The sequence below is a fragment of the Ruegeria sp. YTSA064 genome, from assembly GCF_059610325.1.
Map to the genome: position 1 here is coordinate 1 of NZ_JBXWNK010000017.1, position 20,108 is coordinate 20,108.

A 20,108-nucleotide genomic window follows, 5' to 3' on the forward strand; every position below is an offset into this window, starting at 1 on the left:
AATGTGGGTGTCTGCTCCGCTGGCGATGATCCAGGCCGCCAGAAGGATGCCCGGAATAACTATCGGGGCAACGACAACGAGGCCCCAGAGGACAAACCTAGTGGCATCCGCAATGTGTTCCGGCCAGGCGAAACCGATGCTGACCAACAGCAATAGGCACACGCCCCAGACCACATAAGTCTTACCTGATTGCCGGCGGACAATTGTCTGATCGGTCATAGGATACTCCTTTGATCTTGAAAAATAGGAATTGAACAAACATGTGTGAAACGAATAGTTTCAATCACTGATATTGGTAATTCAAATGGTAAATCTGGATAGCGATTTGTTGCGCACCTTTGTTGCTGTCGCCGAAGCAGGCAGCGTCACGGATGGCGCCGCACGTATCCATAGGTCCCAATCCGCCACAAGCCTTCAAATCAAACGCCTCGAATCCATCCTCGGCCAACCCGTATTTAAGCGGCACGGGCGCGGGGTCGTCCTAAGCGATGCAGGTCGTCTGCTGTTGCCCGTTGCACATGAAGTGACAACACGTCTGGACGTGGCATTGCAGGACATTTCCCAAACGGCCGTGATGGGCAAACTGCGCATTGGCGTTCCAGATGATCACGGTCGAGCCAAACTGGCTCAGATTATCGCAGCATTCACCCGCCACCACCCACAGGTCGAGTTGGAGGTGACCTGCGCTTTGAGCACCGGTTTCCCTGACGCCATCGACAAGGGATCGTTGGACCTTGCAGTTTATGAAGTTGAAAGCCCAGAGCCTCATGAAGAGCTGTTGTTTGAGGATCCAACATGTTGGGTCTCATCCGCACATCGGGAGTTTTCAGTCGATGAAACTTTGCCGGTGGCTGTATTCGATCACGCCTGTTGGTGGCGCGACGCGGCAATCGCTTCGCTAGAGCACCGCGCAAAACCATACCGCATTGTCTATTCCAGCCAGAGTGTCGCTGGTGTAATCGCGGCGGTCGAAGCAGGGATAGCGGTCGGCCTACTGGGGCGTTCCTCACTTCATGCCGATCTATCGATAGTGGGCGAGACCCTTGGTTTCAGCAGAACGTCCACCTCGAAGTTGGTGATGGCGGCAGCCGGTTCACAGGAAACCGGGCCATTGGGTGCCATGAAAACAGCTATCCGCTCTGCGTTTCTAACTAAAATCTAGAAGACGTGCCTTTTGGCCAGCCGACCGATCCACAAGCTCTTCTAAGTCTCACCGTAGCAAAACCAAATTTTTTTGAAATTGATGATGCGTCAGTTTCCCAGACTTTCAAACCAGTCAAGCGCTGTGGAGCTCCATCCTGTCGGGTAACCGTGCCCTCCGTTATGCAGAATGATTTCGAGACTACCGTATTCGCAGTTCCAGCGTTTGCGCCACAGACCCTCGGTCATTTCGTGATGTGCAGCATTGGGTGGGCATTTGTTTTCTTGCCGCCACACCGACAGGCCTTGCCAGATATCTGCCTGCGTGATGGTAACGTCAAACTCCTCGCTGTGTATTGCGCGACCTTCAAGCGGAACAACTTTGTCGGCAAACCCGTGGGTATGGAGCAAGTGTACCGGCTTTAGACAATCTTCGGTTGCCGGGAGCCAGAAACCACCGGAAGCCGGCGCGTAACCAAGCGCTATTTCCGGTGCAAGACAAGCAACTTCCCAGACCATTGATCCGCCTCTGGAAAATCCTGTCAGCAACACCCGGCCCGCATTCACGTTTGCACGAAGGGCAGCGTCAGCCAAAACCTCACGGAGAAATCTTACGTCTGAGCGAGGGTAGGTGTTCCAACCGTCTCGAACAGACCAGTCGGTGGGTTTACCATCCAACCATGGGAGCGCGGTTGGCGCGATAAATGCGTATCCCCGCTTGGTGAATTCTTCAACGAACGCCGAGTTCTCTACAATCTTCTCACCTGTATCGCCATAACCGTGCAGGTGCATCACAGCAGGTCCACCCTGCCAATCGTTCGGAAGAACGATATGATATTCTCCGGTTTCAATCTTGCACGAGTTTGTTTTGTCACCACAATCGAGGGCGATTGCCTGCCCTGAACTCACGAGTAAAACTAAAACGGCCAATACTTCGTTGTGCATAATGTCCCCCTCGGGGATTGATGTTAGCACACTTCAACACAGAATTTCCCGAGAGAGCTTACTCGGGCAGCCCCACCAAACGAAGTCCATCCAGGATTGCGTCCCAACGTGTTGGGTCCTGAAAATGGAACCTGCGCACGCCGCTAACTCGGAAGTCCGGATCTGACGCAATTAGGGCATCCCGCGCCCGTTCTCCTTCATCAGGTAGACCAGCCTGACCGGTTGCGCTGGCAAGGTACATTTGTGCGACCGGCAGCCCCGGCGAATTTTGTAGCGCTCGGTTGGCGTTGGCGATGGCATTCTCGAAGTCGCCCATAACCAGATAAGTCTGGGCCAACGCTTGTGGGACACGGTGATATATCCGGTTCTTGGCAAGAGAAAACGAGCCCTTTTTGATGGACTTCAGCGCTAACTCTGGTTGGCCCATCAGGTTCTGAATCCAGCCCAGTACCATATGCCCCTGGGCGAACTGCGGACTGATTTCGAACCCGCGTTCAACACACCGCACCGCCGCTTCCAAATCGCCGGTAATACCGTAGTGAAAAATTCCCCGGATCAGGTGCACGTAATCGCTTTGGTCATTCAACGAAACCGCCTTGCTCAGCCCTGCGTCAGCGGCTTCGATATCCTCCGGGCGTATCGGACGGTAACCCCATACCAATTCGCCAATCAACGTGTTCGCCTTCATCCCAACGGCCATGAAATTGCGTGGCTGGAGTGTCAGGATCCTGTCCAACAGACGGCCCGCAGCCTCCCATTCTTCAGGCTGCGATCCCATCATGTAATGCCCCGCGAGATTCAGCATTGCCTCGGGGTCGTTTGTCTCCGTTTCCGCTGCGCGCTCAGCAATTCGCTGCAGAATTCCGTATCGGATCGTTGTCGCGATTTCCCCTGACAACAGATCTTCTGCCACGAAAGGATCGGAAAGATCACCGTTCATCCGCTGGGTCAGGTAGGTTGCCGATGTACTCGTCTCACGCAGCTTGAGTGTCGCGCGGACCTGGTTTCCAGAGGCCTGAAACACCGCCGTAGCGATATGGTCCGGGCCCGCCTCGAGTGCGATCAGATCCAACCCTGTAAGATTGGCAAGCGCCGCCTCTACCGTGTGATTGCAAGCTTCGGCCAGCATCTTAGCATCGTCATTGTTGCCGAGGGCTTCGAATGCACTAAGGGCTACCGTGGGCTTCTTGGATGTCACCTCGATGGGCGGTGTGGTGGCAGTGTAAAGTGCTCCACCTTGGTCGGGAGGCCAGACAAAGGCGCGGATCGGGCGCGAAATGTTTTTCAGCGTCAATTCACCGACATCAGCGAACAGCTCGTCCATTACGCCAACGATCTGGTCACGGACGGCAGCGGAGATGCAAATCCCGCCCGTTGGGGCAGCAGCTTCTAAGCGAGCGGCAAGATTCACACCGTCGCCATAGATATCACCATCATCAACAACCACATCACCTATGTGAAGGCCCATGCGGTAACTGATCTGCCGATCTTGAGGCACGGACTCTTCCTCTGCGCGAACCGCTTCTTGCGCCGCTATCGCGAACCGCACCGCTTCCACAACGCTTGAAAATTCGGCCAGAAATCCATCGCCTGTCGACTTGATGATCTTACCCCCAGCCTGCTTGATCCCGGGGTCGAACACGGACAGGCGCAGTTCTTTCTGACGCGCCAGCGTGGCTTCCTCGGCAGCTTCCACAAGCCGCGAGAAGCCGACAATGTCGGCAGCCAAGATCGAGGTAAGTTTGCGCTTCACCCTTGGGCTCGCGTGTTCAAGGAAATCCAACCGGTTTTGTCTGGTTCGGGCATAGCGACACCATCCCCTCCGAACGATGTCGGAACCGTCTTCCACTTTGGCAGGCCATCGGCCATGTCAAAAACACGCTCGCCGTAGAAGATGTGAAAAGTCGGCTCGAAGCTCAACCCAGATTCATCCAGCGACATTGCGTAGACCGCGACGATGTCCTTTCCGGGTTTGATATTTACCAACGCCCCCCCGCATTTGCCGCAGGAAACACGATGGCTTTCATCATTCTTGTCCGATTGAACCGTCGGTCCTGACAACGAGACATTGTCTGCCGACCAGAGGCACCAAGCATTGACAGGCGCCGAATGCCATTTTCTGCAAGAGTGGCAATGACAATATGCCATGACCATCGGCTTACCGGCAGCAGAAACACTACATGCGCCACAATAGCAGATTCCTTGGTAGGTTTCAGAATCGCCGCTCATTTTCCCTCTACCCCCCAATCGAGCAATGGCTGTTAACGTTAGTTTTCCGCTACGCCTTCTTCTCCAATGCCCTGTCAGTTATACATTCCAATCGCCGGGTCCCAAAGTAACTTAATTCCCTCTGAAACTGCACTTTCAAAGGTGCCGATTGTCTTTCCAACTTCGCACACCCATTCGCGTTGCGGATGTCTAAAGATGCAACGTAATCGCGAGATCGTGGAGTGAAATTTTCAAAATGTTGAGGCCCGGCTCGCCATATCGACCATTCGCTGTGTAAGTGCATTCAAAAGACGGCGCTAGTTGGAAAGTCAAAGGATAACTGCATCCAAGGACTTTGGATGTTCTGTTATTGCTTCCCAGCCATCTTCGGTGATTATGAAACTGTCGCCGACCTGCGCACGAAATGTATCGACTGATACTGAACCATCAACAGCGAAAACCATCCCTGGCTGCAATACTGTCGTGTCGCCGGTGACCAACTGTGGCTTTTCCAAAAAGCTATAGCCAGTCGCGCGGCCACACCGGAACGGGTATTCAAACCCCGCCCGCTGGATAACCTCGGCATAGGCGGTATGCACACTTTCGGCGGTCACACCTGGGCGCAGCTCTGCCAGTGCGGCGGCCTGACTTGCTACGGCAACCTCATAGATATGCTCTTGTTGTTTGTCCGCCACCTCACCAATCCAAAAGGTGCGGTCAAAACCCAGTTTGAAGCGGTGAAAATTGGTCATGCCGCAAAAGCACAAAAACACCGGTTCGCTTCGTTTCATGATCCGGGTTGAGGCGCGATGATGGGTTTTGGTGATGGTGTCGCCCGACGCCATTATTTGCAGAAAATGAGTGTTGGGCGACATGTCCGAGTCATCGTAATGCGCCGTTAAAAGCTCCGCGGCCTTTCGTGTTCCGGCCTGGGACGTGGCAATCGCAACTTCGAACTCCGGTACTCCGTCTGCAATTGCGTCGCGTCCGGCGTCCATCATAGCGCTTGCAACTTGCCCGGCATGCCGGGCCATTTGAAGTTCCTGGGCGGATTTTATCATTCGCATTTCAGCCAATATCGGTGTGGCACTGAGCAGATTTTCCACCGGGACCAACATATCCAGGTATGCCCGCACAACTGGTGGCATGTGATCAAGCTCGATACCAACACGCTTTGCAGTCTTGACCGCTTTGGGTAACTCCGACCGCCACTCTTCGCCCATACCGTCATTCCAGGCCGAAATACGGTCAACATGAGCGGCCGAACGTGCGGCATTCAGGTCTATTGTCGGCGTGATCAACAGGCTTTCACCTGACTTGTGCACAACCAGGATGGTTGGACGCCCAAACTCCATATGCAGGTAGTCATAATAGCCCGTCAGATAATAAACGTTGTCGTCATCGGTGATGAGAGCAACGTCGATTCCGGCTTCTTTCATGTGAGTGCGAAAGCTTGTCATCCTCCCAGCAAACATCGTCAGTCTCCATCCTGAAGGTATCAGTTGAGCTTCTCAAATTGAGTTGCGTGATCGAGACCGTAGAACACGCTTGGTCCACGGTCTATAAAAGCAAAGTCAAGCACCTGTCTTGACGCTTCGCCTGCATTTCATCGGAATTGCTTCTCTGATCACTGCTTTTAACGTCAAAGCCCATCATCAAGCTTCACGCATTCGGTGATAAGCCTTCGTAAATAAAATAGCAGCGCTATCTGCCAACCACCTCCAGCGCCATTTGCCTTAGGTGCCGCATATCCGTACCGCAGCAACCGCCAAACACTCTGATAGACGGGTTTTCCCGCAGGACATCCGCAATTTCTTGGCCGAGCCGCGCGGGATCTCCTTCATCCAAGGTATCGGCCTCATCCAATTCTGCGTGCGAACAACTTGATGCATTGGCAACAACACCTTTGAGCCTTGGATGCGCGTTGAGCGCGTCGGCAAAGTGCGTCGGGTGTGCGCAGTTGACCATGTAGAACAGAGCCGCGCCGTCTGTTTCTGCTTCGATCTGGTCTATGGCATCAACAAGCTTTGTGCCGTCAGCCAAACAGCCATCGGTTTCGACGACCAATGACAAAATGATGGGTAAACCAATATCTCTTGCAGCCAGAACACAGCCAGCAGCCTCGCTTAGGCGGTTGAACGTGTACGCGGTCACCAGATCAACACTGGTTTCTTTCAGAACAGCGAGTTGCACACTGTGGTAACTGCGCGCCTGTTCAACTGTCATGGGTGGGATGTCAGCGTAAGGATCGTATCTTGGGCCAACGCAGGCGGAAACCAAAACGTCATCCCGGCCAGAAGCATTGCGCACCTCCTCCATCAGTGCGACACCATCCTTGTTTACCTCACGAAGACGTTCAGCATCGTAGCCCAAAGGTGCAGCACGGTCGGCATTGGCCATCCATGTCGGTGCGTCGAGAATGCACCCAACACCCATATCCCCGGCCAATTGCACGAGCGCTTGCATTTGTCCGGCCAGAACAGCCCGGGTGTCAGGCTTCTCCAGCAAGGGAAACGAAGCAAAACCCGGAAGCTCGATACCGTGGTTAAAGATCAGGTCCGTACCTGTACCTGCATAAACCAAAAATTTCTTGTCACCCTCGCCTGGAAATCTCCACGCCATTTTGCACCCCTCGAACACCGGCATTACTCCGCATCCACAATAGCAATGATCAGATCTTCTGCAAAACCGAGGTGTTTACTTGTCCGTTCGGACGCTTTCTGCATTTGCGGTATCGGCTAGGCATATTTAGGCGCGAACCGCCGGAGATTCTGAACAAGCGTGGCTGTACCGTTCTAACCTATAGCCGGTCCTTGTTACCTCGGAGCGGCAGGTTCAAGCTGACACAAAGGACCGGCCGTTCTATCCTTTCTAGGTGGAGGAGAAGACATGAGTGATAAGATCGAAGGCGGCTGCAAATGTGGGCTGGTGCGATATTCCGGAATTCGCTCTGACCTTCCGATGTTTCGATGTCACTGCCGAGATTGCCAGCAGCTCACCGGCTCGGGACATTCAGAGATGGTGCCACTTGTGGCCAAATCTGTTTCGATTGGTGATGCGCTCAAAACATTTGAAATGGCAGGAGGATCAGGGCTGTCGACCTTTAGCGGGTTTTGCCCGAACTGCGGCTCACCGCTGATCCGTAGAAGTGAACGGGTAAGTGACTGCATCTACGTCCATGCGGCATCAATGGACGATCCCTCCAAGTATCATCCGGCGAAATCGATCTACAGCGAAGCAGCTCAGGCTTGGGACGAAGCAGTGATAACAACTGAAGGGGCAGGCACAAAGTAACCTCGAATGTCTTTGTTTGCTTCCGCCTGAACGCGCGTTGCCAAATCCGCACGTATTGCATCACGCCGTTCTTTCGGCTGGCGCTTGAGGAGCGATGCCGCACGCACTGCGCCCCCATCAAAAACATCAAAAAGCACTTTAGGATCTGAAACGCACAATTCGCTTGCAACATTGATAAGCCGCACATTGTCGAAACCTGCATTTTCGACCATTGGTTTGGCAATTCCGCTGTCTACGAGCATGTGCGCATCCGGGCCCGCAGGCAGAGAGATGGATGGGTCGGCCAGGCGTTCAACAGCATCGAACAGCCAGCCAAACGCGCCATCTGATCCTTTGCCACGCCAAATCGAGAAGGCAACTCTACCGCCGGGTTTCAGCACTCTGTTTACTTCTCTCAGACCGCGTTCGGGGTCTGGAAAATGTGGGACGCCAAACCCGATTGTGACCGCATCAAAGGTGTGATCTGGAAACTCCATTGCCATTGCATCACCCTGAACGAACCGCGCCGTTGGAACAGCTGATTGGGCAAGCTCAATCATCGGTTCAGAGAAATCCAAGCCCGTTACATCCGAGCCGCGGGCCACAAGCTCTGCTGCCACGACACCGTGTCCGGTGCACAGATCAAGAGCTTTACAATTCGGCCCAGCAGCGACTTCGTCTGCAAGCTTTCTGGCAGCCAGGCGCGTCGCCATTTCAAAGCCGTCGGCATACCCTTTAGCAATAGACGGATCCGCCCATCCTTGGCGTTCCATTATCTCAAAGTCTGCTGTATCAGTCACTTCAACCCCCCAAAGCTCCAAAATGTGACAAGAATACACTCAAGCAAGGTTCGGGCCAGATATGTTTTTCAAGCCTTGTCAGGATCGATCCGGATATTCGCCATGCTATTGTGAGCGCCTGATCTTCACCATAGGACGAAACTTGAAAGCGGTTGTGATCAGTAGCGGATGGCTTCATTCTCAATAGTGGGTTTGCAGTTTCTGGAGTGACCCGATGGACATAGTTCGATTTTCCGAACGCCTCATGGGTATGAAAGACGAGGTATGGTTGCGGCATACAAACCCTTGGTCGGTCTGGACCCGCGTGCTGACACCGCTGCCCCTTTTGGCGCTGGCGATCTGGAGCCGGGCGTGGATTGGTGGTTGGGCATGGGTTACCGTCGGCGTGGTTTTGGTCTGGGTCTGGATCAATCCGCGTGCGTTCTCCCGACCCAAGACCTTCGAGAGCTAGTCAGCCCAAGGTGTATTGGGCGAGCGTGTCTGGCTACGACACCGAGACAAGGTTGCGGCTCATCATATTAGAATGGCCAAAGCACTTGCCTATGTCAGCGGATTGGGTTTGCTGCCGTTTGCATACGGTCTTTGGGCGTACGACTTAGGATTCACATTCCTTGGCATTGTTGTGATCTCGGGCGGCAAGATGTGGTTTGTGGATCGCATGGCGTGGATCTGGAGCGACTTTCTGCGTGATGGTGGGTCGTTGGAAGACCTGGCGGCTGGGACGTAGGCCCAGTCACTTATCTTTCTTCGCCAGCCGCCAAAGTCTTGCTGCCCGGGCAGGCTCCTACCTTACAGCAAAAGATTAACTGGAATCGTAGGTCAATTGGATCGCCTGAATCAAGGAAGCGTTTGGAACCATCGTGCAAGCAAGCTTTGGCGCATGCCGATTTCAGTTTGCTGTGTCATTAACATAATGGTGGACCAGTTTGGTTGGGGAGGCTCACAATCTATCACAGCCAAAAGATTAAAGCGCTAGCTGATCTGCGCAAGAGAACGCCGAAAAAGCCGTAGGCTCATTAGTAACAAAGCAATTCCTAACAACGTCATCCAAACGAATTCCGGCCAGACAGTCTCAATACCAGCGCCTTTGAAAACAATAGCCTGACTTGCTGACATGTAATGGCGTGACGGTAAAACCAAAGTACCTGCCTGCAACCACGCCGGCTGACCTTCAATTGGGGTCTCTCCACCTGACAGCATTAGCATTGGCAGCACAATCAACATGACCAGAAGCGCAAACTGCGCCATAGAGCGTGCAATGGTTGCCAGAAACACCCCAAGCGCCGTTGCAGTAAAAAGAAACAACGCCGTGCCAACCAAAAACAACATCTTGGATCCAGCGATACTAATGCCCAGAGAACCCTGCATCACAAAGGTTAGTGAAAGACCAGCCGCAACCAAAACCACTGCTGCATTCGCCCAAATTTTGGCAATGGCAATGTCAAAAGGAGAAAGCGGCATGGCAAGGAGATGTTCAATAGTCCCGTGCTCTCGTTCTCTGATCATCGCAGCTCCGGTCAAAATAGTTGTGAGCCACATGATCTGACCAATCAAAGCAACGATACCAGCAAAACGTACAGTATCTCTATTTGGGTTGAAGGCGCTTCTTAAAATGACACTGATTGAGGGAGCATCTACTAGATCGATACCAATTGCATAGCGATGTATTTCAGCGCTCAAGATACTGGTGATGTAATTTGCACCAATACCGGCCTGTTCCATAGCGGTTGCGTCAATAAGAACTTGAATCTCCGGACTGCGCCCAGCGCGCAGATCCTTTTCGAATCCGGGGGGCACGGCCACAACGAAAATAAAGCGCCCAGCATCCATGTACGCAGGTCCTTTTCCGGGTTCGATTTGGACAACCGGTTGGAACTCTGGTGGGAAAAACGCTGTGGCAAGTGCTCGAGAAAGTGGCGAGTCGTCTTCATCCGCAAACGCTATTGAGGCGTTGTTTACAGAACTTGCCACTCCCGTTGCTTCCATTATCGGGGCCAGCGTGAAAGACCAAACCAACAATGCCATCATCACCCAATCACGGCGCAGGCTCATCACTTCCTTCAAGCCTAGCCAGAATATGCAGTAGAAACGCTGCATTCACTTCTCCTGCGCCCGAAGACAAAGGGCTGCGATCAGTGTCAGAACTGGTCCGAAGCAGGCGAGGGCCAGAATGTCTGGCGCAAGGGCCTCCCAACCCAAACCTTTAGTGAAGGCACCAACGTTTAGGTGTAGGAAATATGAGGAAGGCCAAAGAGAACCCACCACTTGTGCACCTCCTTCAAGCGTTGAAACAGGTTGCAACAGACCTGAGAACTGGATTGTTGGGACAACTGAGGCGATGGCAGTTGCAAATGTGGCGGCCACCTGACTGGATGTCATTGTAGCGATCAACAGCCCGTAGGATGTCGTTGCCCAAACGTAAAGAAGGGCACCAACAGCCAAAGGGAAAGGATTTCCTTTTAACGGCACCCCGAAAAGAAAAACGGTCATTCCGGCCAAAAGCAGAAAGTTTGCGTAGGCGATCAAAATGTACGGAATTTGTTTGCCGACTAGAAATTCAAGCCGCGTGGTTGGTGTCACGTAGAAATTGACAACTGACCCCAGCTCTCGTTCCCTTGCCACGCTTACAGCAGTCAAAACAGCTGGCAACATAATCAGTAAGATAGCAGGCATTGCCGGAGCCATCGCGGCGATGCTTTCAAAGCTCTGATTGTAGCGAAACCGGGGTTCGATCCTGGCGATATCTATCTGGCTTTTGCCATTGTTAAGGGCATATTCCGAGAGAAATGATTGGTGCAATCCGGAAACATAACCTTCAACCGTCTCACCCTTAAATGGGATAGCACCGTCTACAGTTGCAAGTATCTGGGTCGGTTCACCCGTATTCATCTTTCGGTCAAAGTTAGGTGGTAACTCAACAACCAGAGAGACCTCACCTGCCACTAGACGGTTGCGCCCTTCGCTGGCGCTTTGCAGCGGCGATGTGGCTTTAAAGTAGGACGATCCGGCGAATTCAGCCGAATAGGCACGACTCTCCGGCCCCTGAGAAAGGTCAAGTACAGCGAATTCAAGCTCATCGATATCCAGCGAAATACCAAAGCAAAAAACTACCATTAGAATAGCAGAACCCAGAAACGCGAAAGCCAGACGCACCGGGTCGCGAGCTACTTCAACGGTTTCGCGCCGCGCACATGCCAATATACGAGAAAACGCTCCTCCCCCGGCGTGGGATTTGGTTCTAAAACCCACCTTTGGCGCGACAACAGAGACTGGTTTTTCTGCTGTTTCCAATATCGAAATGAAGGCGTCTTCAAGGTTTTCCGCCCCTTCAACAGCGATTAGTTCAACCGGAGTACCTTCGGCTAGAACTCTACCAGCATGCATAAAAGAGACGCGATCACAGCGTTCCGCCTCACCCATGAAATGAGTGGAAACAAAGATCGTAACCGACTCATTTCGAGAGAGCTCAATCAGCAATTCCCAGAAGGAATCGCGCGCCTCTGGATCCACACCGGATGTTGGTTCGTCGAGTATTAGCACCCGCGGACGGTGGATAACTGCTACAGCTAGCGACAGTCGCTGTTTGATCCCCAGGGGCAGTGCCGTCGCCAACGTATGACGGTGCTCCTCGAGCCCAAAGCGCTCAGTGAGTTCCGAAACACGTTGTTCTCGGTCGGCAATTGCAAATATCCGCGCATGCAATTGTAGGTTCTGATGGACCGACAACTCGCCATACAAGGAAAAGGCCTGGCTCATGTAGCCTATTTCACGCCTCATTTTTCGGTCATATGCATCGACAGGGTTGCCAAACAGCAGTGCTTCACCTGAGCTGGAAGGTAACAAGCCAGTCAGCACCTTCATTGTCGTGGATTTGCCGCAACCGTTTGATCCTAGAAACCCGAATATCTCTCCGCGATTGATTGTGAAGTCGACGTTGTCTACGGCCGTGAAATCACCAAAGCGTCGTGTCAGTCCACGCGCAACTATCACTGGGCTTGTTTCGATCTGCCCATTCGTTTTGTTTTTCCCCGCCGGTTCGACAGGCAACTCCCGTGCTCTCAGACGCCGATATGCAATTTCGAGGTCGACATCACTCCCTTTCAATTCGGTGGGCTTCCCATGAAAGATGACTTGACCCGCGTCCATCGCGACAATCCGGTCAAAACCCTCGGCTTCTTCCATGTACGCCGTTGAAACCAATACCGACAGTTCAGGGCTTTTTGCTCGGATTGCATCAATCAAAGCCCAGAACTGCCGACGAGACAACGGGTCGACCCCGGTCGTTGGCTCATCCAAAACCAAAAGTTTGGGGTCATGGATTAACGCACAGCAAAGACCTAGTTTTTGCTTCATCCCACCCGAGAGCTTGCCCATCAGACGGTCTTCAAACTGCGCAAGCCCTGTCGCAGCCAATAGCGCTGCGATACGTTCGTCCCGCTCTGAATGCCCTTGAGCAAAGAGACCTGAGAAGAACTCGAGGTTCTCGCGCACAGATAGCTCCGGATACAGGTTTCGACCCAGCCCTTGCGGCATGAAAGCGATGGCTGGGCAAATGCTGTGTCGATGGCCAGAATTGCCAATCGGGCCGCCTAAAACGTCGATATTGCCGGATTGCAGTTTCTTTGCGCCGGTGATCAAACCAAGCAGTGTGGACTTTCCCACCCCATCCGGCCCGATAAAGCCAACCAGCTGGCCGCCTGGCAGTTCCAACGAAACAGAATCCAATGCGACATGCTTGCGATAGCGGTGCGTAACACCTGAAATTCGAATATCGTAGGTTCCGTCCTCTACTCTCATTCGAACAGCTCTGCTGGGATGCGTTGTTCAAGCGCCTCAGGCCAAGCAACGGATGGGTTAAGCCGGATCACCGCGACACCGCGCAGACCAGTTTTGACGTGCTCAATCCGACTTTCAACCAAGTCTATTGGGATACGGACGCGAACGCGAAAAACCAGTTGCTCTCGCTCATCCAGGGTCTCGACCTGTTTGGGGGTGAATTGTGCCTCCGGAGAAACAAAGCTGACATATGCTGGTATTGCATATTCTGGCAAAGCGTCGAGCACGATGCGAGCCTCAGCTCCAATGGGCAAAAGTCCGGCTTCACGCGCCGGAAGAAAAACTTCCATGTAAACATTCTCAAGGCCAAGAATAGTCAGGATTGGTTCGCCCGCGCCAACCACCTCTCCGGGTTCTGCAAGCCGGTAAAGCACGCGTCCGGGCAAAGGTGCCACTAGAGCGCTGTCTTCAATCTGTGCCTCAATCCTGCGCACTTCCGCCTCAGCGGCAGCAATACGGCTTTCCGCGGTTGCAACTCGGGCTTTGGCGGCGCCTAATACTGCTGTAGCGACCTTATGAGTGGTATCGCGATCTTCAAAAATAGTTTTGGAGATGTTTTGTCCTGCCAGCAACGCCGTGGCACGATCAAGCTCTTGCTCGGCCCTGCGCTGTTCGCTTTCGCGTTGCACAACGAGCGCTTCTGCTTCAGCCCTTGTCTGATTTGCCAAGGCTACTTCGGCTCTAGCCCGATCCAGGGCCGCAGATAGCTCGTCTATGTCCATTTCGGCCAGGATTTGACCGGCTGCAACCATACTGCCCTCTGTTGCCGTTACCTTCGCAACCCGGCCTGCATTAGTTGGTGCTATTTCGACTTGTTCCGCTTCAACCCGCCCGTTTCCTTGCACAAATCCAACCGGCAATTCATCGCCATCCTCGGCAACAACGACATACAGCAACGCACCAGCAATTACTAAACCAGCCAAAATAAGAAAAACCGATAGGTTTTTTGTCATAACGTTTCACCTGAAACTGGGTTTCTGGCGCAGAGTTTAGTGTCTCAAAAGACTCAAAGCCTTGTTTTGGATCAAAACCGATCTGGACACCTCAGTTCCAAGCAATTGTTTGTATGAACACCGTTTTGGGTGTTGCAGGCTCTTTCGCGATAGGTCGGAAGAAGTAGACTCGAAGCGTTTTTGTTATCAGTTTGGTATTGAAACGGGTTGTTCTAGCGCGCAATTGCGGTCGCCGCCAACCTGCTGCGCAATACAGCGAAAGGAAACACTGTGCCCAAAACACTGAGAGCTTGTTTGTCTTTATGGTTGGTCGCAGTCGCTCCTGCGTACGCACAAGAACCTCCTCGTCTCGTTTTGCAGTTAACCGTCGACGCGTTTCGGGGCGATCTGCCGACACGCTACTTTGAGAATCTTGGGGAGGGTGGCCTTAAGTATTTACTGGAAAACGGTGTACACTATCTGGACGCCCATCATTGCCATGCCAATACAGAGACGGTTGTCGGACACGCCCCATTGGCGACCGGGGCAACTCCGGCAGTACACGGGATGATCGGAAACATCTGGTTCGACAGAACCTTGGACCGCGTTGTCTACAACGTTGAAGACAGCACCGCTCCGCTTCTTGGAGATGGCGCTGGCGTCAATGACGATATTGAAATTGACCCAACACAGGCGGTGTCCGTCGTCAGACATGTCCCGTCGAACGTCGGCGAAACTCTCCCACACGCCTTGATTGAACACAATACGCGAGAATCTGCTTTAGAGTAGCCGCGCAATAGTGCCATTCATTTGAGAGGACCACTGTGGGCTTATTCATTGAACTTTGCAAAGCCTGCTTTTGTTGCGTATGGCCGAAAATTGGGTTGGCTGTGGTATGACAGACCTGGTCCTCCAGTTCGTGAATGAGCACCTTCAATAGCCCGGTTTCTACGGTTTATGCCGGGAACGACTGCCTCCAATCCAACTACCTAATTTAGACAAAAAAAATCAATTCCAGAAAAGTCCGTAGGCTTCCGGGTTCTATTGACCGAATCCGCGAAAACTGCATGACCCATAGTCAGACTACCTTTTGACGGCTGTTCCTAAAATTTGGTTCGACTTATGGTTGGGTTTGAAGCATCGTATCTCAATCAAAAGTGAATTCTGGCGGTTAAATTCAACCTCTAATTGGAAGACGATGCTAATTTGCCTGGCAGTGGCAGGTCCTCTTCCAATATATTGCGGCGCGGCCCACCCCATCATTACCTCCAGTGCCATTTACTTCAAAAGACGCATGTCCGTACCGCAGCACCCGCTAATGGCATACCGAAAAACAACCTCATCAGCCATTAATCCCCCTTTACAAACCGACCGACGGTCTACATATACAGACCATCGGTCTGTTTCTTGCTGGAATCAGACCCTCACAAAGACCTGACTGCGTTCTCACCTTGTGAGTCACCCGAAACAAAATTCCGTCTGCTTCACGAAGTCAGCTTCGTGGACGCAGTACATGTGTCTGAAATGAAAGCTTGAAACATGTACAACGAAACGATCCGCACCCCGCGCAGCCTAATTAAATTTTGCGCTCGACAACTGCTTCGACTCTGGCATCAGTCAGATGATGTTCAAAAGGGCAGGAGCTCAGTAGGAAGCTCAAATAATGCGACACCTGTGTCTGACCACATGCGCCGCGATATTGGGTTGGTTGAACGCGGACCCGATGATCGCGCGCACTGGTGGAAATACTGACGTAGTCGGCGCTACAGTTGCCAACCTACAAATATCACAAGCCCAAGTGGGCCTTTATCAACTCAGCGCATGCGAGTGGGGACTTACTTTCAGTGTTGACCGACAGATCATAAGTCATCCCCTCGTGGACACGCTTGTATTGCCATCTGGATAGCCCGATGTTTCGGTCTCCGCGCCTTCGTTCCCTTTCCTCCAGTACTTCGAGGGATGCAAAGACACCGACCATGTGAAACTTGTACGGCTCCAATAAGGTCTGATACTCAGATACAGCGCTCGCTGACCCAGATTCCGTGTTTCCAAATAGCACCTCGTCGACGATCAGGTTGTTCCCAGCGCCAGCCATCGCGGCGACCGACCGCCGCATTCCGGACAACGCGCGTTTCGCAATGGGTCCGGTTCTCGCAAAGGTGGTCACGTTCCCGTCCTCAATGCGCTCTTCAAAGCTCAGCCCGTCCGGGTGGCCTTCAAGCCGCTCTGGAAACATTGCCAGGAATGCATCCATTTCAATGTGCAAGAACGGTTGCGTGGATATGTCCTGAAGTGCTTTTGCAATGGAGCTTTTTCCAACACTCCCAACACCATTCAGAAGAATAACTGTTGCCATGGTTCTCGTGCCTGTCTGCTCGAATTCCGAACCGCATTAATTGGTCGAAGGAAGCGGCGGAAGTTCAGTTGCCATCGTTACGTCTACGGCTTCCGGCCAACCGAAATCCGTTGTCCCATCCGGCAATCCCAAAATGCGGTCGATTGTTAAGTACTGCATGTCGATTGCGGCTTGCAACTTACCAGCAGCATGGTCCGCCGTCTCGGCTCCTCGCGCTTCAATCGCGCGCAACAGGGCAAGGTCCATAAAAGTGCTCAGGAACAAAATGAGCTCTGCGGCCGTATCAATATCCGCGACTGCAAACGTGCCCTCATCACAGCCTTTCTGGATGATCCTGGTCAGGACGGGCATGGCTCCGGTTCTGACCCTGCGCTTGAACTGCTCAAGCAGGATCAGATTTTTGTCCTGGCTCATGACTCTGAAGAATTCGACCTGACCAGGATAGTCATGTTCGCGCAGGTAGTTTGCCCGCAAGTGGGTAAAGCTGCGCAACAAATCAAGCGCAGAGGACGTCTCGTCAGAGGCGACAACGGCCATCTGTGAGAAGACGCCCTCTGCCATTCCATCCAATACACCGAACAGCAACTCGTCCTTGGATTTGAAATGATGATAAAATCCACCTTTCGAAACACCGGCCAGATCCAGTACATCTTGTACGGTCGTATCTTCGAACCCTTTGGAAAAGAACAATATTTGCGCGCATCCCAATAATTGAGAGCGACGTTCCTCGGGCTGCATGTTCTTCCGCTTCTTAGATTTCATTCATTTTCCCCTTGAAAACCGACCAGCGGTTTGTAAATACAGACCCATGGTCGGTTTATACTCCGACTCACTTTGCAGGACAATGTAAATTACCTGCCAACCCGAATTAAACGATGCGTTTACGCAGCCCAAATCCACAAGCCATGACTCTTCGCGGACCCGGTTGAGTTGCGCGCCCTGCACAGGATTGAATGCCATGAATGCTCTTGTCTGTGGATACATTCCACCATCCGAGTTGCGTAGAACGTCGCGTTTGACGGGTATTCGCGAATTGCTCGGGATTCTGATCACGGATTGTCTGCATCTATGTGACGTTCCGCGAGCTTCAGCTCGAATGCGCTGGAATGAGACGTTCGCAAAACAGCTCTCCACCAATTGATCTAAAATCCTCTAGAGAGAAAAATGTTGGGTTGCACACGCGCTCTTTCCGCGATTTATCGGTCAGCTAATCGCATGACTGCAATCGCCATTACGGGCACGCCGGACATCGGTGGCGTCGCGGATGTATTGCAGCTGGTAACTGTGCCAGTGCCAAGGCCGTCGCGCCACCAAGTTGCCATTCAGCTGGTCGCGTCCTCAATGCACGTGGATGAGATTTATGCAGCTCAGGGCACGGCCCTAGGTCGGTTCTTTGGACCCAAGGATGTATCCGCTTCTTCCCCCTACCTCATGGGGTCCTCGGCATCGGGCGTGGTTGTTGCGATAGGTCAGGAGGTGACTCGATTTAATGTCGGAGACGAAGTCATCATCATTCCCAATGAGCTTGGCGAAGCCGGGTCATGGGCAACCTACAGATGCATGGCGCAACACTACGTGATGCTCAAACCACATGCCTTGTCTCACGTCGAGGCGGCGGCGTCGATGCTTTCCGGATGCGTGGCCTGGGGGGCAATCAAAACCGCACGAATAGAAGCGGGTGATCACTGTCTGGTCGTGGGAGCATCTGGTGCCATTGGATCGCTGATGGTCCAGTTTCTTAAATCCAAGGGCGCATATGTCACCGGCGTTTGCAGTGGTGCCAATGTTGGTCTGGTGAACGCTTTGGGTGCGGATGACACAATCGACTACAAGCAGACAGACTTTGGCGCACAAGGCAGGAGCACCTATGACAAGGTCTTTGATCTGGTAGGTGGCCGAGAGGTTGAAACCGCCGCCTACCGCACGCTGAAACGTAAGGGCCGGTTCGTCACAATCGTTGGCCCGGTTCGTCACATTGGTGAACGCAAGCTGTCCTGGATCGAGTTTCTCCTGGGCGTTGGGTACATTGTCCGGCGAAGCATGGCCACTCGGTTCCGCGGCCCTCGGTATCATTTTGTCGCATCCCTACCTCGGCATAACGCCTATGCAGCCATGCTGAGCATCGCAAAACACAAAATCCGATCACCTATCGAGGCGGAAATCCCATTCGATCTGCCGCAAATCCAGGCCGCGATCAGAACGTTGACGTCGCATCGGACAAGAGGCCGAATTGTCATCAACTTCGAGGCTGACAAGCAAACAAACCAATCAGCAACCCGTTCCAGTCCGGAAGTACATCGGGGTGGGATGTTGGGCCGCAGCAAAACGCAACTCAATCAGAATATGGAAAGACTATGAGAAGACGACATAAATCGCTGGGATCGGAGAACCCGATCTCTTCCAAATCAAGCCGAAATCGAAGTTTACGGGCTCAGTACATCGCCACCATCAAGCAATTTGTGCGGCCAATGTTCGTCGTGCTTATCTGTGGTGTCACACTGAGCGGATGTGCTGCCAACATGGCGGCGACCGGCAGTGATGGCCCTGACCTGAGCGTCGTTAGCCAGGAGGCCACCCGATTCAATGTTGAACGCCAATTGGGCTCACCTGATAAACTACAGCAACAAGCCAATGGGGATTGGGTGGCTGTCTATGATGTTGAGCCTAGGACAAAACCAAATTTGGCCCGTGCGGCAGGCCACGGAACACTGGACCTCTTTACCTTCGGACTCTGGGAGGTTGTAGGCGGCCCATTGGAGGTGGCACATGCGCGTCGGGTGCTGGTCACCGCTCGATATGACCAATCTGGTAAGTTGCTTCAAATGACCAGCAAACCCAAACCCATCCTCTAATCACGCCTTTGGATCACCGCTGAACTGAAACCGGAAAGCGGAGACCTCAATGCCCCACTAACAGACGGTCACTCCCGCTGGTGCATCAAGCATGGCCAGCGACCAGATGACTTATCCAAACGAACAACAGAATGGATCTTAAAATGAAAACGATCACAATGATCACACTGGCTGCCATGATGCCAACTCTGTCCTTGGCAGATGAAAGCTGGACCGGCTTCAATGCAGGTTTGCAGCTCTCAACAATCGATGTCTCCGAGGGCAACAAAGACAATGGGAATGCAACTCTGGGCCTTCATGCTGGTTATCTTCACGATTTTGACGGCTACGTAATCGGCGGTGAACTTACTTATGACGCGGGCGCTGAGGTTGAGGCAGGAGGAAAAGCTGAAAAAGTCGATACTTTGCGCCTAAAGTTTAAAGGTGGGCACGTATTTGGCCGGACATATCTGTACGGTGTGGTTGGCTATGCAAACATCGATGGCGGGTCGAAGAGCGAGGATGGCTATTCTGCCGGTGTTGGTCTGACCTATCGAGCGACGGACAAGATTTTGATTGGTCTTGAATATCTGCGAGACACATATGACACGTCGGGTGATGACATCACGGCGGACTCCGTCGCGCTTCGAGTGTCCTACAAGTTCTAGTTGAAGCCGGTCGAGAATTCCAAAATGGTGGGGGCCGCTGACTGCTACGCACCCCCACCTAAAGAAATCCAGCGTGTAGTGAGTTTTTTGAGACGCATTCGATAAGATAGGTTCGTATC

Annotated in this window: 17 protein-coding genes and 2 pseudogenes; 7 read left to right on the forward strand and 12 right to left on the reverse strand. The window is 52.8% G+C overall.

Annotation, left to right across the window (positions count from 1 at the left end; all coding sequences use genetic code 11):
- Nucleotides 1-219 (reverse strand): annotated as a pseudogene (locus AC2FI7_RS20935) (permease); the annotation flags it as partial.
- 85 nt (nt 220-304) lie between these two features.
- Between AC2FI7_RS20935 and AC2FI7_RS20940 the strand changes: the two are divergent.
- Nucleotides 305-1,162, forward strand: a complete 858-nt coding sequence (locus tag AC2FI7_RS20940) for a LysR substrate-binding domain-containing protein (protein ID WP_496816894.1) — start codon at nt 305-307, stop codon at nt 1,160-1,162.
- Nucleotides 1,163-1,251: 89 nt separating this feature from the next.
- Here AC2FI7_RS20940 and AC2FI7_RS20945 read toward each other — a convergent pair whose 3' ends face one another.
- The 5 genes from AC2FI7_RS20945 to AC2FI7_RS20965 form a co-directional block, all read right to left on the reverse strand.
- Nucleotides 1,252-2,085 carry a CE1 family esterase gene (locus AC2FI7_RS20945; protein WP_496816895.1) on the reverse strand — a complete coding sequence of 278 codons (834 nt, stop codon included), beginning with the start codon at nt 2,083-2,085 and terminating at the stop codon, nt 1,252-1,254.
- Nucleotides 2,086-2,143: 58 nt separating this feature from the next.
- Nucleotides 2,144-3,838 (reverse strand): adenylate/guanylate cyclase domain-containing protein, encoded by a 1,695-nt coding sequence (locus AC2FI7_RS20950; protein WP_496816896.1) that lies wholly within the window; start codon nt 3,836-3,838, stop codon nt 2,144-2,146.
- On the reverse strand, nt 3,835-4,314 hold the full coding sequence (locus AC2FI7_RS20955) for a GFA family protein (protein ID WP_010443228.1): 480 nt from the start codon (nt 4,312-4,314) through the stop codon (nt 3,835-3,837). The genes AC2FI7_RS20950 and AC2FI7_RS20955 overlap by 4 nt, the downstream gene beginning before the upstream one ends.
- 308 nt (nt 4,315-4,622) lie before the next feature.
- On the reverse strand, nt 4,623-5,768 hold the full coding sequence (locus tag AC2FI7_RS20960; protein ID WP_029622212.1) for a M24 family metallopeptidase: 1,146 nt from the start codon (nt 5,766-5,768) through the stop codon (nt 4,623-4,625).
- Between the two features lie 229 nt (nt 5,769-5,997).
- The gene (locus AC2FI7_RS20965; protein ID WP_496816897.1) at nt 5,998-6,915 is read right to left on the reverse strand and encodes a homocysteine S-methyltransferase family protein; all 918 of its coding nucleotides are present in this window, start codon (nt 6,913-6,915) and stop codon (nt 5,998-6,000) included.
- Nucleotides 6,916-7,182: 267 nt separating this feature from the next.
- Here AC2FI7_RS20965 and AC2FI7_RS20970 point away from each other — a divergent pair, with 267 nt between their 5' ends.
- Complete coding sequence (locus AC2FI7_RS20970) at nt 7,183-7,587, forward strand: GFA family protein (protein ID WP_010443225.1); 405 nt, start codon at nt 7,183-7,185, stop codon at nt 7,585-7,587.
- Here AC2FI7_RS20970 and AC2FI7_RS20975 read toward each other — a convergent pair.
- Nucleotides 7,536-8,366, reverse strand: coding sequence for a methyltransferase domain-containing protein (locus tag AC2FI7_RS20975; protein WP_496816898.1), 831 nt, complete (start codon nt 8,364-8,366; stop codon nt 7,536-7,538). The genes AC2FI7_RS20970 and AC2FI7_RS20975 overlap by 52 nt on opposite strands.
- A 250-nt stretch (nt 8,367-8,616) precedes the next feature.
- Between AC2FI7_RS20975 and AC2FI7_RS20980 the strand changes: the two are divergent.
- A pseudogene (locus AC2FI7_RS20980) lies at nt 8,617-9,093 on the forward strand (DUF6653 family protein).
- A 245-nt stretch (nt 9,094-9,338) separates the two neighbouring features.
- On the opposite strand, the gene AC2FI7_RS20985 reads toward AC2FI7_RS20980, so the two are convergent.
- From AC2FI7_RS20985 to AC2FI7_RS20995, 3 genes are read right to left on the reverse strand one after another with little or no spacing between them, the layout of a single operon-like run.
- Nucleotides 9,339-10,463 carry an ABC transporter permease gene (locus AC2FI7_RS20985; RefSeq protein WP_010443222.1) on the reverse strand — a complete coding sequence of 375 codons (1,125 nt, stop codon included), beginning with the start codon at nt 10,461-10,463 and terminating at the stop codon, nt 9,339-9,341.
- Nucleotides 10,464-13,163, reverse strand: a complete 2,700-nt coding sequence (gene rbbA, locus AC2FI7_RS20990; protein WP_496816899.1) for a ribosome-associated ATPase/putative transporter RbbA — start codon at nt 13,161-13,163, stop codon at nt 10,464-10,466.
- On the reverse strand, nt 13,160-14,155 hold the full coding sequence (locus AC2FI7_RS20995) for an HlyD family secretion protein (RefSeq protein ID WP_010443220.1): 996 nt from the start codon (nt 14,153-14,155) through the stop codon (nt 13,160-13,162). The genes rbbA and AC2FI7_RS20995 overlap by 4 nt, the downstream gene beginning before the upstream one ends.
- A gap of 270 nt (nt 14,156-14,425) precedes the next feature.
- On the opposite strand from AC2FI7_RS20995, the gene AC2FI7_RS21000 reads away from it, so the two are divergent.
- Nucleotides 14,426-14,923, forward strand: a complete 498-nt coding sequence (locus AC2FI7_RS21000) for an alkaline phosphatase family protein (protein WP_183085417.1) — start codon at nt 14,426-14,428, stop codon at nt 14,921-14,923.
- Between the two features lie 997 nt (nt 14,924-15,920).
- Here AC2FI7_RS21000 and AC2FI7_RS21005 read toward each other — a convergent pair.
- Both AC2FI7_RS21005 and AC2FI7_RS21010 read right to left on the reverse strand, forming a co-directional pair.
- Nucleotides 15,921-16,490, reverse strand: a complete 570-nt coding sequence (locus AC2FI7_RS21005) for a chloramphenicol phosphotransferase CPT family protein (protein ID WP_496816900.1) — start codon at nt 16,488-16,490, stop codon at nt 15,921-15,923.
- Between the two features lie 36 nt (nt 16,491-16,526).
- A complete protein-coding gene (locus AC2FI7_RS21010) occupies nt 16,527-17,252 on the reverse strand; it encodes a TetR/AcrR family transcriptional regulator (RefSeq protein WP_496816901.1) in 726 nt (241 codons plus the stop codon).
- Between the two features lie 453 nt (nt 17,253-17,705).
- Between AC2FI7_RS21010 and AC2FI7_RS21015 the strand changes: the two genes are divergently transcribed.
- The 3 genes from AC2FI7_RS21015 to AC2FI7_RS21025 all read left to right on the forward strand — a co-directional run bounded on the left by AC2FI7_RS21015 (nt 17,706) and on the right by AC2FI7_RS21025 (nt 19,989).
- On the forward strand, nt 17,706-18,848 hold the full coding sequence (locus tag AC2FI7_RS21015) for a quinone oxidoreductase family protein (RefSeq protein WP_496833602.1): 1,143 nt from the start codon (nt 17,706-17,708) through the stop codon (nt 18,846-18,848).
- 110 nt (nt 18,849-18,958) lie between these two features.
- The gene (locus tag AC2FI7_RS21020) at nt 18,959-19,342 is read left to right on the forward strand and encodes a hypothetical protein (protein WP_496833604.1); all 384 of its coding nucleotides are present in this window, start codon (nt 18,959-18,961) and stop codon (nt 19,340-19,342) included.
- Between the two features lie 143 nt (nt 19,343-19,485).
- Nucleotides 19,486-19,989: an outer membrane protein gene (locus AC2FI7_RS21025; protein ID WP_496816904.1), complete on the forward strand. Its 504-nt coding sequence runs from the start codon at nt 19,486-19,488 to the stop codon at nt 19,987-19,989.
- The last annotated feature ends 119 nt before the right edge of the window (nt 19,990-20,108 follow it).